General features: G+C 60.8%; 22 protein-coding genes and 2 pseudogenes. 19 read left to right on the forward strand and 5 right to left on the reverse strand.

Annotation, left to right across the window (positions count from 1 at the left end; genetic code table 11):
• Positions 1-115: pseudogene (locus tag CN933_RS29640) on the forward strand (IS5/IS1182 family transposase); the annotation flags it as partial.
• 58 nt (positions 116-173) lie between these two features.
• Here the strand turns inward: CN933_RS29640 and CN933_RS31660 are convergent.
• From CN933_RS31660 to CN933_RS29650, 3 genes are all read right to left on the reverse strand, one after another.
• On the reverse strand, positions 174-317 hold the full coding sequence (locus tag CN933_RS31660; RefSeq protein WP_180980850.1) for a hypothetical protein: 144 nt from the start codon (positions 315-317) through the stop codon (positions 174-176).
• Between the two features lie 118 nt (positions 318-435).
• Positions 436-1,902: an alpha/beta hydrolase gene (locus CN933_RS29645; RefSeq protein ID WP_180980851.1), complete on the reverse strand. Its 1,467-nt coding sequence runs from the start codon at positions 1,900-1,902 to the stop codon at positions 436-438.
• Between the two features lie 8 nt (positions 1,903-1,910).
• Complete coding sequence (locus tag CN933_RS29650) at positions 1,911-4,157, reverse strand: tetratricopeptide repeat protein (RefSeq protein WP_102763276.1); 2,247 nt, start codon at positions 4,155-4,157, stop codon at positions 1,911-1,913.
• Positions 4,158-4,415: 258 nt separating this feature from the next.
• On the opposite strand from CN933_RS29650, the gene CN933_RS29655 reads away from it, so the two are divergent.
• The 18 genes and pseudogenes from CN933_RS29655 to aqpZ all read left to right on the forward strand — a co-directional run bounded on the left by CN933_RS29655 (position 4,416) and on the right by aqpZ (position 19,982).
• Positions 4,416-4,724: a hypothetical protein gene (locus tag CN933_RS29655; protein ID WP_041169800.1), complete on the forward strand. Its 309-nt coding sequence runs from the start codon at positions 4,416-4,418 to the stop codon at positions 4,722-4,724.
• A gap of 63 nt (positions 4,725-4,787) precedes the next feature.
• Entirely contained in the window at positions 4,788-5,600 is an 813-nt protein-coding gene (locus tag CN933_RS29660; RefSeq protein WP_015242542.1) for a DUF2092 domain-containing protein, read from the forward strand.
• Complete coding sequence (locus CN933_RS29665) at positions 5,597-5,932, forward strand: hypothetical protein (protein WP_010967309.1); 336 nt, start codon at positions 5,597-5,599, stop codon at positions 5,930-5,932. Before CN933_RS29660 ends, CN933_RS29665 begins: the two co-directional genes overlap by 4 nt.
• 52 nt (positions 5,933-5,984) lie before the next feature.
• Complete coding sequence (locus CN933_RS29670; protein WP_102763305.1) at positions 5,985-7,535, forward strand: DUF1254 domain-containing protein; 1,551 nt, start codon at positions 5,985-5,987, stop codon at positions 7,533-7,535.
• A 57-nt stretch (positions 7,536-7,592) separates the two neighbouring features.
• Positions 7,593-9,035: a DUF1254 domain-containing protein gene (locus CN933_RS29675; RefSeq protein WP_102763277.1), complete on the forward strand. Its 1,443-nt coding sequence runs from the start codon at positions 7,593-7,595 to the stop codon at positions 9,033-9,035.
• A 25-nt stretch (positions 9,036-9,060) separates the two neighbouring features.
• Positions 9,061-9,189: pseudogene (locus tag CN933_RS32150) on the forward strand (helix-turn-helix domain-containing protein); the annotation flags it as partial.
• 277 nt (positions 9,190-9,466) lie between these two features.
• On the forward strand, positions 9,467-11,122 hold the full coding sequence (ccoN, locus tag CN933_RS29680; protein ID WP_102763278.1) for a cytochrome-c oxidase, cbb3-type subunit I: 1,656 nt from the start codon (positions 9,467-9,469) through the stop codon (positions 11,120-11,122).
• Between the two features lie 4 nt (positions 11,123-11,126).
• Positions 11,127-11,879, forward strand: a complete 753-nt coding sequence (gene ccoO, locus CN933_RS29685; RefSeq protein WP_102763279.1) for a cytochrome-c oxidase, cbb3-type subunit II — start codon at positions 11,127-11,129, stop codon at positions 11,877-11,879.
• Between the two features lie 21 nt (positions 11,880-11,900).
• On the forward strand, positions 11,901-12,071 hold the full coding sequence (locus tag CN933_RS29690) for a CcoQ/FixQ family Cbb3-type cytochrome c oxidase assembly chaperone (RefSeq protein ID WP_014531879.1): 171 nt from the start codon (positions 11,901-11,903) through the stop codon (positions 12,069-12,071).
• Positions 12,062-12,943, forward strand: coding sequence for a cytochrome-c oxidase, cbb3-type subunit III (gene ccoP, locus CN933_RS29695; protein WP_102763280.1), 882 nt, complete (start codon positions 12,062-12,064; stop codon positions 12,941-12,943). The genes CN933_RS29690 and ccoP overlap by 10 nt, the downstream gene beginning before the upstream one ends.
• Positions 12,943-13,134: a hypothetical protein gene (locus CN933_RS29700; protein WP_017263166.1), complete on the forward strand. Its 192-nt coding sequence runs from the start codon at positions 12,943-12,945 to the stop codon at positions 13,132-13,134. Before ccoP ends, CN933_RS29700 begins: the two co-directional genes overlap by 1 nt.
• A 27-nt stretch (positions 13,135-13,161) precedes the next feature.
• Positions 13,162-13,968 (forward strand): DUF2189 domain-containing protein, encoded by an 807-nt coding sequence (locus CN933_RS29705; RefSeq protein ID WP_027988665.1) that lies wholly within the window; start codon positions 13,162-13,164, stop codon positions 13,966-13,968.
• Positions 13,969-13,970: 2 nt separating this feature from the next.
• Positions 13,971-16,238 carry a cation-translocating P-type ATPase gene (locus CN933_RS29710; protein WP_102763281.1) on the forward strand — a complete coding sequence of 756 codons (2,268 nt, stop codon included), beginning with the start codon at positions 13,971-13,973 and terminating at the stop codon, positions 16,236-16,238.
• Positions 16,235-16,495 (forward strand): cbb3-type cytochrome oxidase assembly protein CcoS, encoded by a 261-nt coding sequence (ccoS, locus tag CN933_RS29715; protein WP_088895989.1) that lies wholly within the window; start codon positions 16,235-16,237, stop codon positions 16,493-16,495. Before CN933_RS29710 ends, ccoS begins: the two co-directional genes overlap by 4 nt.
• Positions 16,479-16,808 (forward strand): hypothetical protein, encoded by a 330-nt coding sequence (locus tag CN933_RS29720; protein ID WP_088895990.1) that lies wholly within the window; start codon positions 16,479-16,481, stop codon positions 16,806-16,808. Before ccoS ends, CN933_RS29720 begins: the two co-directional genes overlap by 17 nt.
• 933 nt (positions 16,809-17,741) lie before the next feature.
• Positions 17,742-18,896 (forward strand): DUF2092 domain-containing protein, encoded by a 1,155-nt coding sequence (locus CN933_RS29725; protein ID WP_033050743.1) that lies wholly within the window; start codon positions 17,742-17,744, stop codon positions 18,894-18,896.
• On the forward strand, positions 18,893-19,102 hold the full coding sequence (locus CN933_RS32155; RefSeq protein ID WP_080590575.1) for a hypothetical protein: 210 nt from the start codon (positions 18,893-18,895) through the stop codon (positions 19,100-19,102). Before CN933_RS29725 ends, CN933_RS32155 begins: the two co-directional genes overlap by 4 nt.
• Positions 19,103-19,283: 181 nt before the next feature.
• Positions 19,284-19,982 (forward strand): aquaporin Z, encoded by a 699-nt coding sequence (aqpZ, locus tag CN933_RS29735; protein WP_017276524.1) that lies wholly within the window; start codon positions 19,284-19,286, stop codon positions 19,980-19,982.
• 666 nt (positions 19,983-20,648) lie between these two features.
• Here the strand turns inward: aqpZ and CN933_RS29745 are convergent.
• The gene (locus CN933_RS29745; RefSeq protein ID WP_027988668.1) at positions 20,649-22,733 is read right to left on the reverse strand and encodes a mechanosensitive ion channel family protein; all 2,085 of its coding nucleotides are present in this window, start codon (positions 22,731-22,733) and stop codon (positions 20,649-20,651) included.
• A gap of 178 nt (positions 22,734-22,911) precedes the next feature.
• Positions 22,912-23,298, reverse strand: coding sequence for a hypothetical protein (locus CN933_RS29755; RefSeq protein ID WP_027988669.1), 387 nt, complete (start codon positions 23,296-23,298; stop codon positions 22,912-22,914).
• Positions 23,299-23,344 lie beyond the last annotated feature (46 nt).

The following is a 23,344-nucleotide window of genomic DNA, read 5'->3' on the forward strand; positions in this document are numbered from 1 at the left end:
CTTCAATAGGATCAAACAGTTCCGAGGCATCGCAACCCGATACGATAAGCACCCGGAAAACTACCTCGCCGCCGTAAAGCTCGTCGCCGCGAGGATATGGTGTCAGAGTTTATGAGTCGACGTCCTAGCGAATGCAGTTCGCCAGCACAGTAAATATGCTGTCGTTGTCAAGATTATCTTGTTGCCGGATCGGCCTGATTTTCCAGATCAACGATTTCGATATTGAGTTCGGGAAGCCGGACCTTGAGGGCGCTGATATCGCTCTTGCTGTGAACGGTTTTAAGCTCTTCAAGCTCCGCGAAGGTTGACTTCCCCATACGATCAGATTCCTCGGCTATCGAGGTTATGCTGTTTTTGGTTGATAAAGGCCATGTCGACAGGAACTGTCGGCCCCGAATTCGCAGGATCCAAATCGACTTCCCGCGACGAAACCAGTCAGTTTTGCGGCGCGCACGCCGGATCGCGCTCAGCCGAGTGTCTCGAAACGCAGTCTGTCACGGCGATCTTCTGCTTGCCATCCGACTGTCCCATCGCCGCGCCGACGTGGTTGGCGTAGTTGCCCCTGGTATGCGGATCGATGGCGGCGACCGGAGCAGCGAGGATCAGGCCGGCAGCGCTGCCAGCTGCTGCGGCGGCTCCCGTCGTGCCCGCAATGAGATGGTCTCCGAGACCCATCCGGCTGTCGGTCAGTGGCTGACCTTCGGAGATGCGAGCCCCAATGAGCCGGACGACTTCCGGGGACTCGGCGAACTTGCCGTGATGCATGCCGTCGCCTGCCTTGATCTTGGTAAGATCGATGACGGTGATCTCGTTGTTCGCCAATTCCTGCTTGTAGGGATCGGCCTCGGGGTCGATCGAACCGAGCCGGGGAATGTCGCCCCAGACCCTGCGCGAGAAGGCAAGAGCCCGGTCGTCACGGGATACGAACAGGGTGAACCGGGGGTGCTGGCTGCCCATGTCCTCGATTTGCGAGCGGAAGACGTCGACATCGACATCCGGAGCCGCAAGCATCACGTTCTTGAATTTGGCGGGCAGGCCGTCATTGCGGATCGCCATCTGGCGGAGAGCCTCGAGCGTGAGCCAGTTCCCCATCGAATGCGCGAGGATCGACACCTCCTTCACCTCTTTATCGGCGGCGAGGTACTGGAAGAGCGATTCCAGCGCATTGCGGGTGTAATTGGTGCTTTCTCGGTCATAGCCATAGGCAAGCAGGCTGCCCCGCGACGGCCATGTCACCAGGACAGGGGCGCTGTGGACGCCGGAATCATGGACGATCTGGGCGAAGCGATAGACGGAGTCCTCGAAGCGGTTGTTGAAGCCGTGAATGAACACGAGCACACTGCGGTCAGGGCTCTTCCTGACCGTGGCATTGAGCCAGGTCTTGGCTCCATCCCTGGTCAGCTCGTCCGCCTTCAACGTCGCGAAATCAGTGGCCGGATTGGACGGAAGTTTTTTCGGCCAGGCAACCTCGCCGACCTTCCGGACAGGCGGGATCGAGACCGTTATGTTCGCGAAGGCTGCCGCGCGTGCCCGCTCGCCCGTGAACATCTCCCCGGGCACTTCTGAACGGCCACGGGTGGTAGTGATCAGCATGTCAACCCGGCTCGTTGCAGGCATGCTGTCGGCGACCGGCGTCAGCACGCCTTTGGGATGCCCGCCGCATCCCGCAACGACAACGAGCATTCCGCAGACCACGATGCTTTGCAGAGGCCGGAAGAGTCCGGAGTGAATCGTGCGGCGATTTTGACCGGTCACTTGTTTCCCCATGTTAAGAGTGAGTCCCGCGAGATGCGGTATGCCGTCGATCAGCCGCCCCCGGCCCACACACAGAACTAGCTGAAGACAGAGCGGTGCGCCCGTAGCATCAGGGAGGTTACGGATCGGAAACGCGAGCAAGGACACGCATATCTCTAGCGCGACTTCGCATCGGCTGCTTCCGCTGCCGCAATCGATGCCTCCACGCCGTCCGGTATCGAAAATCCCGCCTTTCGAAGTCCCGAGACCAGACGGAGCTGGTCCTTTGGCTGGAGATTTCTCATCTTGAACTCGGCCTGGAGGTTGGGAACGAAATCCGGGCGCCTCCGCATGAACGTTTCGCCCGCTCGCCGGGCCTCATGCAGCATCCCGGCCTCCGCATAGATGACCGAGGCCACGGCGTGGAAGAGCGGGAATTTCTGCAGGTCGGCCTGTCTAATCCCGGCGACCGCGGCCGGATGGTCTCCAAGCATGTGGGCCGCGAGGGCGCGAGTCCCGTGGTAGTATCCCGCTCCACCTGGATTGAGCGCAATCGCACGGTCCAGAAGCGCCGCGCCTCGCTGCCATTGGCCGCCCATGGCCACTCGAGTTCCGAGCTCTCCCATGAGCTCGGTGTCGTTCGGGTTCATGGCGAGCGCCTGCTCTCCGGTGCGCATCGCCTCGGCATACTGCCCGTTGAAGAACAATGCGGTCATAAGCGCCTGAAGACCGCGAGTGTTGCCTGGATCAAGCTGGACGGCCCTGCGCGCCGCCTGAAGCGCCCGTTCCATGGCCGTCGGAGCGCCGGACTTCGGATTGAATTTGAACCGCTCCTCGTCGAGATGGGTAATCGACAGCATCGCCCACGCCGTCGCATAGCCTGGATAGCGGGCGACAGCGCTTGCGAGGCATGCACTGACCTTGGCGTGGCGTTCGACGCTCAGTTCGGCGCGGTATTCGTAGAAGCTAAGTGTGCACCTGTAAGCCCCGAGATCGTCCGGCGGAGGATTGGCGGCATCCGTCTGGGCAATAATGCCGTACGGCTGCGCAACGGCCGTCGCGACCTTGCTCGCTACATCGGACTGGATTGCGAACAGATCGCGCGACTGCAGATCGTTGTCATAGTCCTCCGACCATAGGATCGCTCCGTCGGAGGCATCGACGAGCCGCGCGGTCACTCGGATGCGGCTGCCAGAGACCCGCACGCCGCCCGCGAGCAGATAGCGCGCACCCAGCTCATCCCGGACCTGCGATACGTCTACGTCCGGCGGTAGCGATTTCGACGTCTCGCGACCGAATACCTTGATCTCCTTGAATCGAGGAAGTGCGGTCAGGAGCTCTTCCGTCACACCATCTGTATAGAGTTCTGCATTCGGCCCTTCTCCAAGATTCGCGAAGGGCGCGATCACTAGCGTTGGGCCATCGGGCACCGAAACACTGCCCGCTGAGGAAACCGACCCCGGCCGATCAATCGTCCAGTAGCCGAGGATCGCGGCGGCCGCGACTGCCACGACGCCTACGGTCAACAACACCCGGCCCCGCCGTCTCGCAGAGACGATGGGGCCGGACGCATCCGGAACCGCCGTCCTGTCCGATTCGGCACGCACGGCTTCCTTCCAGCTAAACGTCGGCCCATACCCGCCCTTGGGAACCTCTATCCGCAACGGATCGTTCTGCCCCGCCACCAGATAGTAGCGCTCGAGCGCCCGCCGCAGACGTGCCGCCTCGATACGCACGACCGGATCGTCCTGCGTGAAGCTCTTATCCCGCTTGAAGACCTCGATGGCGATCGAGTAGCCCTTGATCCGCTCGGCGCGGCCGGCGAGCGTCTCCTCGATGATATAGCGCAGGAGCGCGTCTCCTCGCCCGCCACCGTGAAATTCCTTGCTCGATACTATCCGCTCGAACTGGGCGCGAACATCATCCGGACCCGGACCCGGACCCGGACCCGGACCCGGAGGCGGGCGCGCGGCAACGGGCGAGGCATCGCTGGGTCCTGCTGCCTGAGCCTGCATCGTCGGCATCGAACTTTCCGCCGCATTAGCGTCTTCCGGCGAGCCTCGCTCAGAGAAGGTGGGGAGATAACCGCCCTTGGGAATGCCGATGACAATAGGATCGGATTTCCCAGCCGTTAGGTAATAGCGCTCGAGAGATCGGCGGAGGTGGCTCGCAGCGATGCGCACGATCGGATCGTTCTGCGGATCGAACGTGCTGTCCCGGCCAAACACTTCCACGGCAACGGTATACGCCTTTATCCGGCTGCCGCGCCCGGCGAGGGTCTCCTCGACGACATACTGCAGAAAGCGGTGCTCGCGGCCGGTCGCGTCGAACTCGGCGCTCTGCCGGATGCGGGCGAGCTGGGCGAGACACCTGGAGTCCGTGGACTGCGGTTTCTCCGCTTCCGATGCTGCAAGGTGAATCACGGCACCCCCGTACGTGAAAGAGAAGACGCCGGCCTTCCCGCCAGCCGGAGGACGCATCCAGTAGCACAAGCTATACATCAAGGGTGTGAAACGCAACTGCGACAACCGGTGATAGATCATCTTAGTGCGACGGTGACCGCAAGAACTTGGGGAAGCACTGCGCGATCGCCTCCCGGTAGCCGGCGGGCAACAGTTTACCACGTAAGTTACAGCAGTTCTCCTGCGCACATACCGAAACTCCGCATAGGCTGCCTGCTGATGGGAGCGGCGATGACCAAGATCAACGACCTGACGGGCAGGGAGCAGGCATTTTCAGCGGCGGCGCGCCGCTTCCCACAGGCCGAATTCACGGTCCGCCGTCTGATGAGAATGAGCGAGGATTTCTACGACTTGTGCGGTGAGCTCGCAGAGGCCGAGGACGCGCTGGCCCGGGTTCCGCAATCCGCCAGGCAACCTGAAGAGCGGCAGCGCGAGTGGCAGGAGCTTATCGATTGCCTCGCCAACGAAATCGGCCAGGCGCTTGCAGAGCACGGAGCGTGGAAGCCGGGTCCGGGGAGCCCCGGGTGAAGCGACCGCCCGATAAGTCATTGGCGATGCACCCAAGCATCGTTCTAGGTGAGAGAGAGTGACATGAAGCAACAGAATGTGGGTGCCAATCTCGTTTCCGGGACGAGACGTCGAGCGGGGGGACTGGCGGTCGCCGCAATGGCCGTCGCGCTGTCGAATGCGCCGTCCCGAGCCCAGAGCGTAATCAATCCGGATGCGGATTCCGTCCTGCGCGCCATGACCGATCAGTTGCAGGCACTGCAGGAGTTCTCTGTCGAATACGATACAGACCATGAGGTCGTCCAGCTGGACGGGGAGAAAATCCAGTACAGCGCGTCGGGGCGGATCGCGATGTCCCGATCCGCGGGGTTCCGCATGACGCGGCAGGGCCCGTATACGGACACTGAGATCAGCTTCGATGGCAAGGTTGTTTCCCTCTATGGCAAGCGGCTTAACGTCTACGCCCGGATCGACAGTCCTGGCCCCTCGATCGACGAAGCGGTCGCGGAGATTCAGGCGGCGACAGGATTTGACGCCGCCGGGGCCGACTTCCTGTCCGCCGATCCGTATGCAGCGCTAGCGGAAGGCGTGCTTTCGGGATCGTTGGTCGGCACCGCCTTCGTGGGCGGCATGCTGTGCGATCATCTGGCGTTCCGGAACGATGACGTGGACTGGCAGCTCTGGATCAGCAAGGGCGAGCAGAATCTGCCATTGAAATACGTGATCACCACAAAATGGGTGACAGGTTCGCCACAATACACGCTGCGGTTCCGAAATTGGGCCACAGGCGGCGTTAGCTCGAAATCGTTCGAGTTTAAGCCGCCGACCGACGCAAGGAAGGTGGACGTGGTCCACACTGATGTCGTTGGCGACCTGCTCCTGGAGGCACAGCAATGAGCATGAAACGGACGTCGCACAGATACATCTCGGCTGCGGCCATGATCGCCGCCCTTGTGACCGTTGACGGATGGACTGCAAGGCTGTCGGGCCACGGCGCGGTCTTCATCGGCAATGCCCAGGCGCGCGTCGGCCGGCCGCTGACCCCCGCCAGCGTCGCCGGCGTCGCGCGGCGCACCACGCGCCGGACGATACGGCGTTCGGCGATCTACGTGGCCGCCCTGCCTGCCGCATGCGTGAAGACGAGCGTCAGCGGTACGGTTTTATGGCAGTGCGGAGCAACCTATTACCAGCCCTATGGCGGCCGCTACGTCGTCGTCTACGTGGACTGATTCCAGCAATTAGCGAAAATCACATATCGAATTGATATTGAAGGACAGGATCATGAAAATCGCCCGCAAATACGGCCCCATTGCCGCAGCGTTCGTTGCCGCGTTGGCCGTCACGACATCGTACGCGCAATCACCGAGGCCTGGCTACAACACCAAAATTCCCGAGCAAATCCTGACGCCGGACAAAGTCGAATCGAGCATAGGGACGCTGAATTTCGCGGATGGCGTGCCCACCGCAGAGACCGCCGGGAAAATCTACGACTACCTCGACACTCTCCGCGGCGTCGAGGTCTTCCTCAATTTCATGCCGGCAGCGAGCCTGGAGGCCCTTCGGATGGGCAATGCCGAAATGGGCGCGACCAAGGCCAACCAAGCGCTCATCTTCGACCAACTGCTCGACTCCAACCCCCTTCTGCTCACCGGCAACACGGACACCGTCTACTGCTCCGTGTTCCTCGACCTGGAGACCGACGGGCCGACTGTCGTCGAGGTTCCGCCCGGCACCGGACCCGGCACTGTCAACGACGCGTTCTTCCGCTTCGTCATCGACATGGGCGCGCCCGGACCGGACCAGGGCAAGGGCGGCAAGTACCTCATCGTCCCGGCGGACTACAAGGGCGACCTCCCGAAGGATAAGAGCGAGGGCGGCGACTACTATGTGGCGCGCTCTCCGTCTCATGTGAACTGGCTGATCCTTCGCGGCTTCCTCGTCGACGGCAAGCCGGACGCAGCGTCAAAGCTGTTCCGCGAGGGACTCAAGGTCTACCCGCTCGCCAAGAAGAGCAATCCGCCGAAGATGGAGTTCCTCGACGGCTCGAAGGTCGCCTTCAACACGGTCCACGCAAACACTTTCGAGTTCTACAAGGAGCTCGACCACGTCATCCAGAAGGAACCGATCGACCTGTTCGATCCCGAATTGCGGGGCCTGGCGGCTGGCATCGGCATTCGCAAGGGCAGATCGTTCGCCCCTGACGATCGGATGACGAAGATTCTGACCGACGCCGTCGGCATCGGCAACGCCACGGCGCGGTCGATTGCTTTCCACAACCGCGATCCTCGCTCTCCGTTGTATCCGAACAGCCAATGGAGGAGCGGTTTCGTCGGCAGCGATTATCGCTGGATTGACCTCGACGGCGTCTCTGGCCGCAACAAGGATGCCCGCACCAACTTCTTCTATATGGCCACGGTAAACACGCCGGCAATGGCCGCGAAATTGATCGGCAAGGGGTCGCAATATGCCCTGATTACCGCCGACGCTACCGGTAACGCCTTCGATGGCGCAAAGACCTACCGGTTGAACGTACCGTCCAACCCTCCGGCAAAGGACTTCTGGTCGGTCGTGCTCTACGATCCCCAGACACGCTCCGAACTGCAGACGAGCCAGCCCTTCCCAAGCAGGAACAGCAAGCGCGACAAACTGGTCGCCAACGCCGACGGCTCGGTCGATCTCTACTTTGGACCCAAGGCTCCCGCGGGCAAGGACAGCAACTGGATCGAGACGGTTCCGGGCAAGGGCTGGTTCTCGCTCCTCCGCCTCTACGGTCCGCTCGAACCCTGGTTCGACAAGACGTGGCGGCCGGGCGAGATCGAAGAGGTGAGATAACTGCGAGGAGCGGCACATCCGGGTGCGGCGCATCTACGAACCCAAAGGAAGTCTAGAATGATTACGAAACGCGATCTGCTTCGCTCTGCTGCGATAGGGGCACTCGTCGCCGCGACGGCGAACTCCACTACGGTGATTGCGCAGGACAAGGCCGAATGGCCGAGTCCGCTGGAGGCCAAGGACATCGCCGAAGAAGGTTTCATCTACGGCTTACCGCTGGTGATGAACTATGCGGTCATGCAGGAGTTCGCTGTAAACAGGGACTCGGGTCAGTTCAAGGCACCGTTCAACGAAATCAACAACATGCACCAGGTCGCCAGCCCCGAGGATACGGCAATCATCACGCCGAACAGCGACACCCCTTACTCGATCCTCTGGCTGGACTTGCGCGTTGAACCGGTGGTGGTCTCGGTGCCGGCGGTCGACAAGGAGCGCTATTACTCGGTTCAGCTCATTGACGGCAACACCTACAATTTCGGATATATCGGCTCTCGCGCCACCGGGACCGAGCCGGGTTCCTATCTCGTTGTCGGACCCGACTGGAAAGGCGAGAAGCCCAAGGGCATCAAGCAGGTCTTCCGATCGACCACCCCGTTCGTATTCGCCAACTTTCGGACCCAGCTTATCAACGTAGAAGACATGCCGAACGTGGAAAAGGTGCAGGCCGGCTACAAGGCGCAGCCGCTTTCCGCATTCCTGAAACAACCCGCCCCGACCGCCGCGCCGGAGATCGCGTTCGTTCCTGCCACCACCGCCGGGATCAAGGACAACTTCTTCCAATATCTGGAAGCAGCCCTGCAATTCGTTCCTGAGACGCCAAGGGACCAGGCGATCCGTGCGAAGCTAGCCACGATAGGCATAGGTCCCGGCAAGACCTTCGAGTTCAAGGAACTATCGCTCGAACACAAAGCCGAGATGCTGATAGGCATGAAGCTGGGTGACGATAAAATCAACAAATGGCTGGCCAGCGGAAACAAACCCATCAACGGCTGGAACGTCAGCTCGCTTCTCGGCGACGAGGTCTTCTTCAACGGCGATTGGTTGAGGCGGGCCGGAGCTGCAAAGGCAGGCCTTTATGGCAACGATGCAGTAGAGGCCATGTACCCCTTCACCAGAACGGATGCGACCGGGGAACCGCTCGACGGCAGCAAGCACAAGTACACACTCACCTTTCCACCCGGCCAGTTGCCGCCTGTGAATGCGTTCTGGTCCGTTACGATGTATGACGGCAAGAGCCAGTTCCTGGTCAAGAACCCGATCAATCGCTACCTCATCAATTCTCCGATGTTGCCGGGGATGAAGACGGAGCGGGACGGCTCGCTGACGCTGTACATTCAAAAAGACAACCCCGGTGCGGGCAAGGAAGCAAATTGGCTTCCGGCCCCGGATGGCACAATCTATCTGGTGATGCGGCTATATTGGCCGAAGACTACGCCACCCTCGATCCTTCCTGCGGGCAAAGGGACATGGCAGCCACCCGGCGTGAAACGGGTCTCTTAGAGACATGCCGGCACGGTTCAGCCAATTGCGGGTGAAACTTGGCCTCGCCCCGGAAGCCCTGTCACGTGCCTCTTCGGCGCTTCGCCAGTCGGGAGTGACCGTAAAGCGTAGAATGATCGAGATTTACGACAGGCACGCGCTGGAGCGCTTCTGACGCGGCGCTACACGCGATGGTTAGAAGGATCCAATGCGATCTTCTTGCGTCCAGAGCCACGGAGTCGCATCTTTCGGTGAGTCCCGTCCCAGACGACTGCGGTTGGCTGGTCTCCTAACCACGTCACGCGCGGATGGGGGAACCATGTGCCGTGCCCCGGAGCACCGAACCACAAGTCTAGGTGCGTATCGGCAAGAGATCGACTGAAGCCTTGATTTGTTCCCTCGGGAAATAGATGATCGTTGTCAGGGGGCGTTCACGACGAGGGAGCAACTTCATGGGACAGTTGACGACGCGTGAACGTGACCTGGCCGCGGCAATACTGCTCGTCCTGGCTATTGTCGGTATTGCCATGGCGGCGGCCGGCCGGTTCGACCCGCTCGGAGTACACGGAGCGGTTGTCCTCTTTTATAGCCTTGCATTGCTGTACCTCATCATGTCCAGCTCGTTTGGACCTCCCCCGGACCCGTCGCGCATCTCGCGCTACTACGACGATCCCATCAAGGTCGGCGTCTGGTTCACACTGTTCTGGGCGATCTTCGGCATGTTCATCGGCGTCTGGGCGGCGGCGCAGCTAGCCTGGCCGAGCCTCAATTTCGACACCGCCTGGGCGAGCTTCGGGCGGATCAGGCCGGCCCACACGACCGGCGTCATTTTCGGGTTCGGCGGCAACGCCCTGATCGCAACCTCTTTCCATGTTGTTCAAAGGACCTCGCGCGCCCGGCTGGCAGATCAACTCAGTCCGTGGTTCGTGCTGTTCGGCTACAACCTCTTCTGCATCCTGGCAGTGACCGGCTATTTCATGGGTGTGACGCAATCGAAGGAATATGCCGAGGCGGAATGGTATGCCGACCTCTGGCTCGTCATCGTCTGGGTCACCTATTTCGTCCTCTACATCCGAACGCTGGCGCGCCGCAGGGAGCCGCACATCTACGTCGCCAACTGGTACTACATGGCCTTCATCGTGGTCGTGGCGATCCTGCACATCATCAACAACCTGGCAGTTCCGGTCTCGCTCGGCCATGCCAAGAGCTACACGATCTGGGCGGGCGTGCAGGACTCGATGGTGCAGTGGTGGTACGGGCACAATGCGGTCGCCTTCTTCCTGACGGCAGGCTTCCTGGCGATGCTCTACTACTACCTGCCGAAACGAGCCGAGCGGCCCATCTTTTCCTACCGGCTGTCGATCCTCAGCTTTTGGGGCATAACCTTCTTCTACATGTGGGCCGGCTCCCACCACCTTCACTACACGGCCCTGCCGCACTGGGTGCAGAACCTCGGAATGACGTTCTCGGTGATGCTGCTGGTTCCCTCATGGGCATCGGCCGGCAATGCCCTGCTGACGTTGAACGGGGCCTGGCACAAGGTTCGCGACGACGCGACGCTGCGCTTCATCATGATGGCCGCCTTCTTCTACGGGCTCTCGACCTTCGAGGGATCGTTCCTCGCCGTTCGTCCCGTCAATTCGCTTTCGCACTACACCGACTGGACAGTCGGCCATGTCCACGCAGGCGCCCTGGGTTGGGTGGCGTTGATCACCTACGGTTCGCTCTACACGCTCGTGCCGGCGATCTGGAAGCGCGAGAGGATGTATTCGGCAGCCCTCGTTGAGGTCCATTTCTGGCTCGCCTTCGCCGGCACCGTGATATACGTCTTCGCAATGTGGAACTCGGGCATCATTCAGGGCCTGATGTGGCGGACCTATACCGGGGAGGGGACGCTCGCCTATTCCTTCGTGGATTCCCTGGTGGCGATGTACCCCTACTACATTGCACGCGCCTTCGGCGGCCTGCTGTTCCTGATCGGAGCCGTTGTCGCCACCTACAACATCTGGATGACCGTTCGCGGCGTCCCTGTCCTGGCTGAACGACACGATGACGTTCCGGTCGCCGCACCGTTGCCGGAGGGCGCGGCAACGGGACCGGCGGAGTAGCAACATGCGCGAACTTATCCATCGAAAGCTCGAGCGGACGGCCATCGGATTCGTGCTGGCGATCATCTTGGCGGCCAGCGTCGGCGGCATCGTGGAGATCGCTCCGCTCTTCACCATCGACGAGACGGTGGAGGACGTCGAGGACATGCGTCTCTACACGCCTCTGGAACTGGCCGGCCGCAACATCTACATCCGCGAGGGCTGCTATGCCTGCCACAGCCAGATGATCCGCACGCTGCGCGACGAGGTCGAGCGCTACGGCCCCTTCTCGTTGGCGGTCGAATCCAAATATGATCACCCGATGCTCTGGGGATCGAAGCGGACCGGACCGGATCTCGCCAGGGTAGGAGGCAAATATTCCGATTTCTGGCATGTAGCCCATCTCACCAATCCGCGGGACGTCGTGCCGGAGTCGAACATGCCGGCCTATGCCTGGCTGGCGCGGGCGCCGCTCCGGCTGGACGACCTCGGCTCCCATCTGGAGGCGCAGCGACGCGTAGGCGTGCCCTATACCAACGAGATGATCGAGAACGCCGCGCGGGACGCCTTCGGTCAGGCGGTGCCCGACAGCGAGCACGCTTCCGGCGTGACGGAACGCTATGGAGAGGAGACGCAGGTCAGCGCCTTCGACGGGGTGGCAACTCGGGTCACGGAGATGGATGCGCTCGTCGCCTATCTGCAGGTCCTGGGAAGATTGACCAAGGCGGCATACCAGAACACCGTGGCGCCGGAACAGGTACCCGACCCCAGCGATTGAGCGAGAAAGGACAACGTCGTCATGGACGTGACCCACGAGACATTGGTGGAGGCGGCGAAGACCTGGGGGCTCTTCTACCTCATCGGGTTCTCGATCTGCGTGATCGTCTACGCGTTCTGGCCCGCTAACCGCGAGCGTTTCGATCGTGCCAAGAGGGACATTCTCGATGAGGACGACCAGCCATGGACGTAGAGGAAGTCGATCCGATCAGCGGCCGCAAGACCACCGGACATGAGTGGAACGGCATCAAGGAACTGGACACGCCGGTTCCCCGAGGAGTGCTGCTTTTCCTGGTCGTCACCCATGTCTTCGCGCTGATCTGGTGGGTGCTGCTGCCGACGTGGCCGCTCGGCACCACCTATACGAAGGGCCTGCTCGGAATCGACGAGCGGAATGTCGTCGAAGAGAAGCTTACCGCCGCGGCTGCAGCCAGGGCGGTTTGGGAGAAGAGGATTGATACGCTCTCCTACGAGCAGATAAGGGCGGACGAGCAGTTGATGGAGACTGTCCGCTCCACCGGCCATCAGTTGTTCGGCGACAACTGCGCCGTCTGCCACGGCGTCGACGGAAAGGGCCGGAGCAATTATCCGGATCTGACCGACGACGATTGGCTTTGGGGCGGCGGACCGGAGGATATCGCACAGACCCTCAGGGTCGGCATCAACACGCGCCATCCCGAAAGCCGCGTTGCGCAGATGCCCTCCTTCGGACGCGACCAGATGCTCGAACGCAATCAGGTCCGCGACGTCGCCGCCTATGTCTATTCGCTGACCAATCCCGGATACTCCACGCCTGAGAACATTGGCCGGATCGAGGCGGGCAGGGAAGTGTTCCTCACCACTTGCGCCGCCTGCCACGGCGAGGACGCGAGAGGCAGTCGGGAGGTCGGCGCTCCGAACCTGACCGACGCCTATTGGATCTATGGCGGCACGATGCAGGGTATCATCGAATCCGTCCACGGCGGGCGCCAAGGTCATATGCCGACATGGGACGAGCGGCTGACACCCGCGGAGATCAAGATTTTGGCGCTCTACGTCAACTCTCTGGGCGTGGAGAAGCCGTAATGACGAAAGCTGCCGCAAGACGAAACAGGTCGCTGCTAGCCTGGTGGGGTCTCGTCGCCGCGGCCATCTTTCTCGGTGCCAACGCCCACATGCTTTACATCGCGATCGACAGCGATCCCGGATGCGTCGCTCACCTGAAGGAAACGGGATCGGCTCCGGGACGGTACAGGGCCGCGAAATCATCCTGCTGACGTCATGGTGCACCCGTGGAGAGACATATGTCAGGGACTGGAAAGTTACAGCGGTGGGTAGGCGAGGTCTCAGGCATAGAGGAGACCTGGAACCCGAAGTGGCAACGCCATCTGCCGGCCCAGGCACCCTTTGGGTGGCTCGCGAAAGGTTGGCGTGATCTGATCACGTATCCGATGCTCAGCCTGAGCTACGGGGTAGCCGTCTTTGTGGTTTCCTTCCTGATCATCTGGCTCCTGTTCGCCACCGGACGCGACTATTTCCTGTTCCCCGCAGTTGCAGGTTTTATGATCATCGCGCCGCTGTTCGCGACGGGGCTCTATTTGAAGAGTTCGCGCCTCGAGCGATCCGAGCCGGTCAGTCTCGGGAGCATGCTGCGCGTCAGGCCGGTGGCCGGCGCCCAGGTGTTCTTTACCGGCCTTCTGCTCTGCATGCTCATGCTGCTGTGGATGCGCGCGGCCGTGCTCATCTATGCCTTGTTCTTCGGGGTGCGGCCGTTTCCCGGCCTGGGGCATGTCACGCAACTGCTGCTAACGACGCCCACCGGCTGGGCCATGCTTGCAGTCGGCATTTTCATCGGCGCGCTTTTTGCCGGATTTTCCTTCGCCATCAGCGTGTTCTCCATCCCGATGCTGCTCGACCAGCGCATCGACGCGTTTACGGCCATGGGCGTCAGCGTGGCGCTCGTCTGGAACAACCTCCGTCCGATGCTCGTCTGGGGCGCTATCGTGCTGGGACTGTTCCTGTTCTGCCTCGCCACCGGTCTGCTCGGTCTGGTCGTGATCTTCCCCTTGCTCGGGCATGCCACCTGGCACGCCTACAGAGCGGTGCGCTAGCCATGTCCTGCTGCTCGGGCATTGCTGTTCCAATCACCGCGGGCATCGGCGGCAACACAGCGCGCGCCGAGGAGATCCGGCTGGCGAGCCGCGACCTAGGCGACGGGCTTCGCCAGACCATTTTGACGCTGCCCGATGTGCATTGCGCCGCCTGCATCGCTGCCGTCGAAGGCGCTCTCCGAAAATTCCCCGGTGTCGAGCTTGCCCGAGTGAACCTGTCCGTCCGGCGGGTCACCATCAACTGGCGGGGCAATGACGACGAGTGTCCGGATTTCGCCGCTGCGCTTGCGAAGATCGGCTATGCTTCGCATCTGGCCTCCATCGAGGAGGAGACACAGGACCCGGTGCTTGCCTCCCTTTTGAAGGCGCTCGCGGTCGCGGGTTTCTCGGCGATGAACATCATGATCCTCTCGGTATCGGTTTGGTCCGGGGCCGATCCCGCGACGCGCCATGCGTTCCACCTGGTGTCGGCGGCGCTCGCTCTGCCGGCGATCGTCTATTCCGGGAGGTTCTTCTACCGCTCGGCCTGGGCGGCGCTGCGGCATGGTCGCACCAACATGGACGTTCCGATCAGCGTCGGCGTTCTCCTCGCCTTCGCCCTGAGCGTCTACGACACCCTTCACAACGCGGCCTTTGCCTATTTCGACGCGAGCACGTCCCTGCTGTTCGTTCTGCTGGCAGGCCGAACTTTGGACCATCTGATGCGGGGCCGGGCGCGTTCGGCCGTGGGAGCGCTTGCAAGGCTCTCGCCGCGTGGCGCGAGTGTCGTCCAGACAGACGAGGCGATTGACTACGTCCCGCTTTCCGAGATCCAGCCGGGCATGCGTCTGCTTGTCGCCGCCGGCGAGCGCGTGCCGGTCGACGGCGTTGTCGTCAAAGGCGCCTCGGAGCTTGATGCTTCGATCGTTTCAGGGGAGAGCGAGTGGAGGCGTGCCGCGCCGGGAAGCGCATTGCAGGCGGGCGTGATGAACCTCGCCAATCCGCTGACCCTCTTGGCGACCGCATCCGCCGACGGTTCCTTCCTGGCCGAGATGACCCGCATGATGGAGGCTGCCGAGAGCGGACGCTCCACTTACCGTCGCATCGCGGATCGCGCTGCAAGCCTGTATGCGCCAGTCGTGCATGGCGTCGCCCTCCTTTCCATGGTCGCATGGCTCTTTGGAACCGGAGACCTCCACAAATCCGTCACCATTGCGATCGCCGTACTTGTCATAACCTGCCCCTGCGCCCTTGGACTTGCCGTTCCGATGGTGCAGGTAGTGGCGGTAAGGCGCCTCTTTGAACGCGGCATCATGGCGCGCGACGGATCCGCATTCGAGCGGTTGAACGAAATCGACACCGTACTCTTCGACAAGACCGGGACGCTGACCCTCGGCGAGATGCGCCTCGTCAACGCGGGCGACATTCAGCCCCGGCTCCTGTCTCTGGCAGCCGCGATGGCGAGGGTCTCACGGCATCCCGCGTCCGTCGCCATCGCCTTGGCAGAGCCTCGACGGCCCGTGACCCCTGTGGAATTCGACAGCCTCGAGGAGGTTCATGGCTGCGGCATCGAGGGGCGGGCAGGGGACGCGGTCTACCGTCTCGGACGCCCGTCCTGGGCATCGACTGCAAAGCAGGTCGATTTGGGAACGTCGTCGACAACCGTGCTGTCGAAGGACGGCGAAACGATAGCGGTTTTCGCGTTCGAGGAAACCGTTCGTCCCGGTGCTCGCGAGCTTGTCCAGACGCTGCGCTGGGCCGGCCTTTCGGTGCGCATCTTTTCGGGAGATCGTAGTGCCGCGGTTTCGTCCATCGCCGGGCAATTGGACATCGAGGCGTTTTCGGCTGAGCTGCTTCCGGGTGAAAAGGTCGAGGCCATCAGGGCACTCGCGGCGACAGGCCGCAAGGTGCTGATGATCGGCGACGGTCTGAACGATGCGCCGGCGCTGGCGGCCGCGCACGTGTCGATCGCCCCCTCGTCGGCAACGGACGTCGGACGGAGCGCATCCGACTTCGTTTTTCTCGGTCAGAGCCTGCTGGCTGTCCGAGACATCATCCAGACCGCGGCGAGGGCCGACGTGCTGATCCGCCAGAACTTCGCAATGGCAATCGCCTACAACGTCGTCAGCGTGCCCTTCGCGATTGCCGGACAGGTCACGCCGCTCGCTGCTGCGCTTGCCATGTCGCTGTCCTCGATCGTCGTCGTTGGAAACGCGCTGCGCCAAGGTGCAAAGGTTAAAAAGGGGCCGCGCACCTTCGGCGCGACCAAACCAGCCACGGTAAAGATATGAATTATCTTGCTCTCCTCGTTCCGGTTGCCTTGGCGATGGGCTTCGTCGGACTACTGGCATTCTTCTGGTCGCTGCGCTCCGGGCAGTACGATGATCTCGACGGAGCGGCCGAGAGGATCCTGCTGGACGATGAGGAGGACGAGGGACCGTTGCCGGACCGGGTCCGGGACGGAACTGCCAGCAGACGCCAGCGTTCCCCGAAAGAGGACGGTGAATCGAAGCTCTACTCCGGAGTATCCAATGCCAAACACGGATGAACGTCTGGACAACCGCCCACTGGAGCGAGCCACGGAGGGGCCGGATACGACACAAAAAGAGGTTCCCGACCGGCAGATCGATCCGTCGGAGTCTGTCACCCTATTTGCAATTGCCCTTGGAGCGATCGGTGCTCTGGTCGGACTCGTCGCGGGTATCGTTTTCCTGTCGGGTTCCGCTTTGGGGGCTGCCGTCCTCAATTGCCTGATTGCGGTCCTTGCTGGCGGCTCTGCGGGCGTGGTCGCCGGGGGGACTGTGGGAGCTGCGATTGGCGTCATGCGTGGGGTCAGAGTGCCCAAGCAAGTTGACGGGTGACAGCCGCAATCACTTTGCCGCCTATCAAGTGGCCGCGGCGAAGGCGGATATCTCTACGACACCACGGTTGTTGATCTGGAACAATGGTTGGTTCCGGAGGCTCGTCTATTTGTAATCGCAGCGCCAGAATGGAGAATGGATGATGGCGAGACAAACGGACGGGATTGAGCCGGGCGCTGGCGCTGGTCGCCGCCTTCATGCTCTTCCTGCAGTCCGTGGTCCACGCCTTCGCCGGCCAGCCATCGGATATCCTACCATTCGACGCGTTCGGCAATTCGCTCTGCGTTATGGGCACCCCATAAAATTCAGTCAGAAAGCTCGCCGCTCTGGAAGCGATGGCTGACTGGCTTAGACCTACAGCGCCGCCGTCCCATATTTGAGCCCACACGGGTCGCTTCAGCACTTTGCAATCTTTTAATCGGATACGACTTGGGGAAACATGCAGTAAGTCCGCTGGCATTTCTTCGGGTCCGTCTTGCCGCTTTGCGCCGGTGACGCTTTGCTACGGGTCGGACATGATATCCATAGGGGAGCTTTCCGTCGGTGGCGGCGCTCAGAAAAAACCATAGGCATGTTTCAGGTCCCCAGCAGCTGCGCTTACTATCTTGGTCCTCATTCGCCCCAACCAGGCGAAGAACGATGAGAAAGTTTCGGCCAACCTGGCGCGGTTCACACCCACGCGAACTTCACCAGTTTGAATAATGTACTACACTTCTTGCCGAACGCCTGCTAAGATTACTTTCCTTTCCAGTATGTCTTGTTCCAAAATATAAAGAATTTAGTGCTCGGTAGCCAGATTCACAAGTCGTGAGAAGGATTTAGCCGATGTCAAACGCACACATTACGATTTTCGGAGACAGCAAATACGACCTGCGCTGGCGAAAATTTGGCCGAAATGCCTCGCTATGTGAGGGCGTTGCTCGAAAACTGCTCATGGCGGGCGCTCTTGTGGCGGCCACTAATGTCCCGTGCTGGTCACAAAGCGTGGCAGACACGGTCAAGCAGTACAGCAAAGAATCCATGCAGCAGGCCTTGCAGACCAGAGAGCAGTACGATGTCCATGGCCTAAGCTTCGACACCGGCCAGTCAACATTACAACCAGGTGCGAAGCCGCTTCTCGATGATATAGCGACCGCGCTCAAGAACTTCCCTGATTGGAGCTTGAGAATTGTCGGCCATACTGACGCAAGCGGCAGTGCAGAAAGCAATGAACGTCTTTCACTTGAGCGTGCCAACACGATCAAGGCCGCGCTGGTCGAACGAGGGATCGATGCCGGCAAGTTGCTGGCGGCGGGCGCTGGGCAGAGCCGGCCGATCGCTAGCAATGAGACAGATGAAGGAAAAGCGCTCAACCGTCGGGTCGAGCTCATGAGGTTCACCGACTCGGCCGAAGCCAAGAAGCTGCTCAAGGCCATGTCTGATTATTTGGCAGCCCAGAAAGCGATATCGTTCGCGTACGATGCAAATCTACAAGTTGTCACCAACAGTGATCAAAAACTCGGGCTGGCGAGTTCAGGGACTGTGACCCTCAGCCGGCCGGACAAGGTGCACACGACCCGTTCCGGCGGCTTTGTCGATGTCGAGTCCCTTTTCGATGGTAAGACGCTCACGCTTTTAGGAAAGAACGTCAATAAGTATACACAAGTCGAAATCCCCGGCACGGTCGATCATCTTGTAGACGAGTTGAAGGACAAGTATGGATTACCCTTGCCTGCCGCCGACTTGTTGTTGACCAATGCATATGACGAGCTGATCCAGGGTGTTTACGATTCGAAAGACCTGGGAAGCGGCGTCATCAATGGTGCCGAGTGCGATTCGCTCGCCTTCCGCAAGGACGATGTGGATTTTCAGATCTGGGTCGCACAAGGAGCACAACCTCACCCATGCCGCTTCGTCATTACTTCCAGACTGGTCAAGGGTGGACCGGAATACAGCGTCCAGATCAGGGATTGGAAGTCTGGGGATGGGGTTACGCTCGGTGATTTTAGCTTCAAGAACCCGACTGATGCCGAAAAGATCGATGTTAACGACCTGAAGGGTAACCTAGGCGAATTGCCGGAGAATTTTGTAGGAGGAGGGGGAAAATGACCTTTTGTAAACGCATGCTAATCATCTCTCTCACCTGGGCAGGACTTTGCATCGGTGATCTTGCGCGGGACCAGTCAGTTGTTTCGATCCCCAGTCTCGTCTCTTCTGCCGTTGCCAGAGTTGGTCGGCCGCTGACCCCGGTTAGTGTGGCCGGTGTCGCTCGGCGAACGACCCGGCGCTGTGCCGCGGGTGTCTATAATTGCTAGTGACGCGCTTTCGACCACCGCTCAGAACGGGTCTCGCTGGAGCGCCCCCTTGAAGCGCAGGCGGGGCTCAATGCACTCGCAAAACAACGGTTGTTCGCGAAAACGAAACTGATGCAAATAAAGCGTTCTTGCATCGGCGACAGTTTAAGCCACCGTAGAGCGGATTCCGGGGGAGAATTTCATGTTCAAGAAGCTTTGTGCAGAATTTCTCGGGACGTGTTGGCTTGTTCTCGGCGGTTGCGGGAGTGCGGTGCTTGCCTCCGCATTTCCGCAGGTTGGCATCGGCTTGCTTGGGGTCTCCTTCGCATTCGGTCTCACTGTTCTGACCATGGCATATACGGTCGGCGGAATTTCCGGCGGGCATTTCAATCCGGCCGTGTCGCTGGGGCTTGCCGTGGCCGGCAGAGTTCCGGCCGCCAGCCTGGTCAGCTACGTCATCGCGCAGGTCGCAGGCGCGATTATTGCTGCCGCGGTGCTTTACGTGATTGCTACCGGCAAGGCGGATTTCCAGCTGGGGAGCTTCGCCGCCAACGGCTACGGCGAGCACTCGCCGGGTGGCTATTCGCTGACGGCAGCGCTCGTCACAGAGGTCGTGATGACATTCTTCTTCCTCATCATCATTCTCGGCTCGACGCATCGTCGGGTGCCAGCGGGCTTCGCGCCGATTGCGATCGGCCTCGCTCTCACCTTGATCCATCTTGTCTCCATCCCGGTCACCAATACCTCGGTGAACCCGGCGCGCTCGACCGGACCGGCGCTGTTCGTCGGCGGCTGGGCGCTTTCCCAACTCTGGCTCTTCTGGATTGCGCCGCTTTTCGGTGCAGCAATCGCCGGGATCGTCTGGAAGAGCGTTGGCGAGGAGTTTAGACCGGTAGACTAGACCGGCTCGACGATGCGTCGCTGCCAAGCGCCCAGCGTCTTATCAGACGCACAAGGGGCGTTGTAGCATCTTGAATTGCTGCATGTTTCCTTGAATCAGTTCCCATCTAAGCAAACAATGCAGCCGAACGACAGGATTAGCCCGCACGCGGGGGATGGTGTATTACCGCATGCGAACTTTGCGAGTGTTCCCCTTTCCCTCAAAAGGAGAGCTGTCCGACCCACGTTTTACAAAGCGGGCATGTTTATCGTCGAGCGTTCGGCGAAATCACTCGAGAACGTCCCTGCGGCGCGTTTCGAATTCGTTACGCACCAGTGCGTTGCTCTGGATCGCATAGTTGCAGCGGGCGACGAATGTCTGTCGGCCAGACCAAGGCGGCGATCGAGCGGACGCGAACGTGCGCCTGAAATCTGGCGCGCGTTGCGACGAAGGCGTTCCGCGTACAAGCGCCTACCACTCCAAGGGCAAGGCGAGGTCGATCGCCCCGATCAGCCGCGACGAAGCCCCGAAAGCAGAGCGGGAGAGCAGTTTTCCGCCCTGCTTCCCGCCCCTAGCGTAAGCGGTCACGCTACGTGGGGCCGCTTGCGCGTTTACGCTCGAAATTATGAGAGTCCATCGCCCTTATGATTTTGAATTGACTCAATCCAAAATCATCGTGGCTTAGGGTTAAAGGCCTACAGGTGCCTTGTTCGCCGCCAGCTCGGCGGCCTTCCTCATGTTGAGCGCTTGCTGCGCGGCGGCGGCGTTGTCGCTTCCTCCCGAGACATGAACGGTTGGAACCGCGATTTTGATGCCGTTCTCATCGAATGCCTTCTTGATCATCATGAAGGCTCGTCGCTTTATAGTGAACTGCGCGCCCGGTTTGGTCATCAGCTTCATCCTGAGCACGATCGCAAAGTCGCCGAAGCTGTCGACGCCCTGCATCTTTAAGGGCTCAATCGTGTCGGCCGCGAACTCCGGATCCGCAGCCAGCTCCTGGCCGACCTTCTTGATGAGCTTCCGTGCGAGGTCTACGTCGGCATCGTAAGTGACGTTGAGAGTCATCTTGTCGATCACCCAGTCGCGGCTCATGTTCTGAACGGCTCCCAGCTCGCCGAACGGCACTGTGAAGATCGGGCCGCGGTGATGCCGCAGCCTGACCGACCGCAGGCTGAACGATTCGACCGTGCCCTTGTAGCTGCCGCTCTGGATGTACTCACCGACACGGAAGGCATCGTCGAGCATGTAGAAAACGCCGCTCAGGACGTCCTTGACCAGCGTCTGCGATCCGAATCCGATGGCAACGCCGAAAATACCCGCCCCGGCAATCAACGGTGCTATCTGCACGCCCAGTCCGGACAGGATCGTCAGCACGGTAACGGCGCCGATGAAGACAGCGAGCACGTTGCGGAATATCGGCAAGAGCGTCCGTAACCGGCCGCTGCGGGCGAGTTCATCGATGTTGGAACCGTCCTTCGGCCCAAGTCCCATCCGATAAGCGATTAACGCCTTTGACATCTGCCAAAGCAGGTCGGCGACCAAGAGGGCGATGATACCGTTGAGCAATCCCGGTATCACGATCGCGCCGGGTTCGCTGCCGGCGAGGGCTGCAGCTCTGATGCGCCAGATGTAGGCGAGCCATGCGACCGCGGCGGCGATCACCGCTGCCCTGGCACCCCTGACTATGACCACGCTCAGTACGATGCCGGGAGGCCCGGTGCGCTGTGCTCTGGTCGCTAAGGCCTGCGCCACATCGCCAACGCCGCGCACCAGAGGCGGTAAGAGCAGCGAATAGATGCCCAGCCACAGCAGTCCTAGCAATCCCGCTACCCAAGCCGACCAAAGCACGACTAGATAGAGGGTAAGCAGTGACTTGACGACAAGCGAAGCCGGCTTGTCGGGGCGCCGCCAGACGACCTCGACTGCGGTTACCAGAATGCCCAACCCGAACAGAAAGGCAGCAAGCCGGGTTACCTCATTGGAGAAGCTCAAAGCGGGCATGAGACTGACGATGGCCCAGCCGAATAGAAGAAACCCCGCAATAATGCTGATCCTCCAAAGCCAGAAACGACGGGCCGCATCGCTTTCAAAAGCTGACGACGGCTGATCGGCAATGCCGCTGGCGCCGCTCAAGGCAAACAGCAACTTGCCGATCGCTCGGACGACCCGAAACACGATGACGGCTAGAAGCAGCGCAAGGATGATCTTACGCAGCAAGGGTGGCCATTCGAATACCAGGAATGAACCGACGCTGGCCAAGGCAAATGTCAGCAAGGCAGCGATCTCGGACAGGATCTCTTGTCCGGCGTTCTCGTTTGCCCCGGATTTGCGTGCCCGGGCGAAGACCCTCCGGATCAGCCACTCGGCGCCGAGGCCAACGGCAATCAGAACGGCCAATATGCTGACCACCAGCCCGGGCCTGCCCGAGTTCACGTCGCGCGAGACAACAGCGGCGCCCCTTGCCAGCTCCTCTGGTATGCGGGGAACTGCGCCCATAAGCCCGTTGATGCGATCGCGGATGGCGGCCTCCCAGCTCGATATGGTCTCGACGGGCGACCCGGCAGGCGGCTCCGCGGCAGCCGAAGGGATCTTAGCCTCGAGCCATGTCTTCACCTGCGGATCAGAGAGCAGATCGAGGAACTGTTGTGCCTTTTCGGGCGGCAGGCCTACGGGAGCCTGCTGTGCCCAGGAAACTCCAAGCAGCATCCAAAAGAGGATTGGAGCGACGCCCAGTAGCAGAAAACCAATTCGAATGGGTTGTACGTTATTCATGGGGCGCTCCGGATTGATTTTTGGCGGGCAGCGCGACCAGAAGATCGGAGGTTTCGGCTTGACCGCGCGGCCAATTCTCGCTCTATCCGTCGACCTTTTCGGACGGCATCATAATGCCGGGGATGGGCAGCCCGCACGCAGTCCGCCCCTTCCTCGATCAGGGCCGCGTCATCCGTTTTCAGTCGCCGTCACGGTCGTCGTCATGGTGCGGGTCATCGTCATCGTCGAAATTGTCATGAGAAGGATCGACGACGGGGACTAGGAAGACATGTCGACCCTCGTCATCGGAATCCTCACCTGACTGAACAGCCGCCGTCCGGCTTATTTGCCAGATCTCAGTCTCCTCAGGGGTCGCCGTCCGCAAATGGATGTCCGCGACACCATCCCAGAGCGCGCGACCCTCATTCTGCAAGACGATCAGGTCCCGTAGGAGTCCCCTGTTTGCCAACTGCGCTTGCGCTTCAATGTCGTTGGCTGCGTCAAAAGCGGCGATGCCGCGTCCTGAAATCTCGGCGACGTATACGATCATTTCGAACCCCACTTGATCTAGCACCGGGGTTCCCATGTTCTCCTGGGTACCCTTGAAGTCATTCGTTTGGTGTGATGACGAT

It is taken from the genome of Sinorhizobium sp. M4_45, from assembly GCF_002885915.1.
GTDB lineage: Bacteria > Pseudomonadota > Alphaproteobacteria > Rhizobiales > Rhizobiaceae > Sinorhizobium > Sinorhizobium meliloti_A.

Excerpts from the sequence above, each read along its gene's own strand:
- CN933_RS31660 (WP_180980850.1), bottom strand. The coding sequence starts at position 317 with ATGGGGAAGTCAACCTTCGCGGAGCTTGAAGAGCTTAAAACCGTTCAC.
- CN933_RS29655 (WP_041169800.1), top strand. The coding sequence starts at position 4,416 with ATGGGAGCGGCGATGACCAAGATCAACGACCTGACGGGCAGGGAGCAG.
- CN933_RS29660 (WP_015242542.1), top strand. The coding sequence starts at position 4,788 with ATGAAGCAACAGAATGTGGGTGCCAATCTCGTTTCCGGGACGAGACGT.
- CN933_RS29665 (WP_010967309.1), top strand. The coding sequence starts at position 5,597 with ATGAGCATGAAACGGACGTCGCACAGATACATCTCGGCTGCGGCCATG.
- CN933_RS29670 (WP_102763305.1), top strand. The coding sequence starts at position 5,985 with ATGAAAATCGCCCGCAAATACGGCCCCATTGCCGCAGCGTTCGTTGCC.
- CN933_RS29675 (WP_102763277.1), top strand. The coding sequence starts at position 7,593 with ATGATTACGAAACGCGATCTGCTTCGCTCTGCTGCGATAGGGGCACTC.
- ccoN (WP_102763278.1), top strand. The coding sequence starts at position 9,467 with ATGGGACAGTTGACGACGCGTGAACGTGACCTGGCCGCGGCAATACTG.
- ccoO (WP_102763279.1), top strand. The coding sequence starts at position 11,127 with ATGCGCGAACTTATCCATCGAAAGCTCGAGCGGACGGCCATCGGATTC.
- CN933_RS29690 (WP_014531879.1), top strand. The coding sequence starts at position 11,901 with ATGGACGTGACCCACGAGACATTGGTGGAGGCGGCGAAGACCTGGGGG.
- ccoP (WP_102763280.1), top strand. The coding sequence starts at position 12,062 with ATGGACGTAGAGGAAGTCGATCCGATCAGCGGCCGCAAGACCACCGGA.
- CN933_RS29700 (WP_017263166.1), top strand. The coding sequence starts at position 12,943 with ATGACGAAAGCTGCCGCAAGACGAAACAGGTCGCTGCTAGCCTGGTGG.
- CN933_RS29705 (WP_027988665.1), top strand. The coding sequence starts at position 13,162 with ATGTCAGGGACTGGAAAGTTACAGCGGTGGGTAGGCGAGGTCTCAGGC.
- CN933_RS29710 (WP_102763281.1), top strand. The coding sequence starts at position 13,971 with ATGTCCTGCTGCTCGGGCATTGCTGTTCCAATCACCGCGGGCATCGGC.
- ccoS (WP_088895989.1), top strand. The coding sequence starts at position 16,235 with ATGAATTATCTTGCTCTCCTCGTTCCGGTTGCCTTGGCGATGGGCTTC.
- CN933_RS29720 (WP_088895990.1), top strand. The coding sequence starts at position 16,479 with ATGCCAAACACGGATGAACGTCTGGACAACCGCCCACTGGAGCGAGCC.
- CN933_RS29725 (WP_033050743.1), top strand. The coding sequence starts at position 17,742 with ATGGCGGGCGCTCTTGTGGCGGCCACTAATGTCCCGTGCTGGTCACAA.
- CN933_RS32155 (WP_080590575.1), top strand. The coding sequence starts at position 18,893 with ATGACCTTTTGTAAACGCATGCTAATCATCTCTCTCACCTGGGCAGGA.
- aqpZ (WP_017276524.1), top strand. The coding sequence starts at position 19,284 with ATGTTCAAGAAGCTTTGTGCAGAATTTCTCGGGACGTGTTGGCTTGTT.
- CN933_RS29745 (WP_027988668.1), bottom strand. The coding sequence starts at position 22,733 with ATGAATAACGTACAACCCATTCGAATTGGTTTTCTGCTACTGGGCGTC.
- CN933_RS29755 (WP_027988669.1), bottom strand. The coding sequence starts at position 23,298 with ATGGGAACCCCGGTGCTAGATCAAGTGGGGTTCGAAATGATCGTATAC.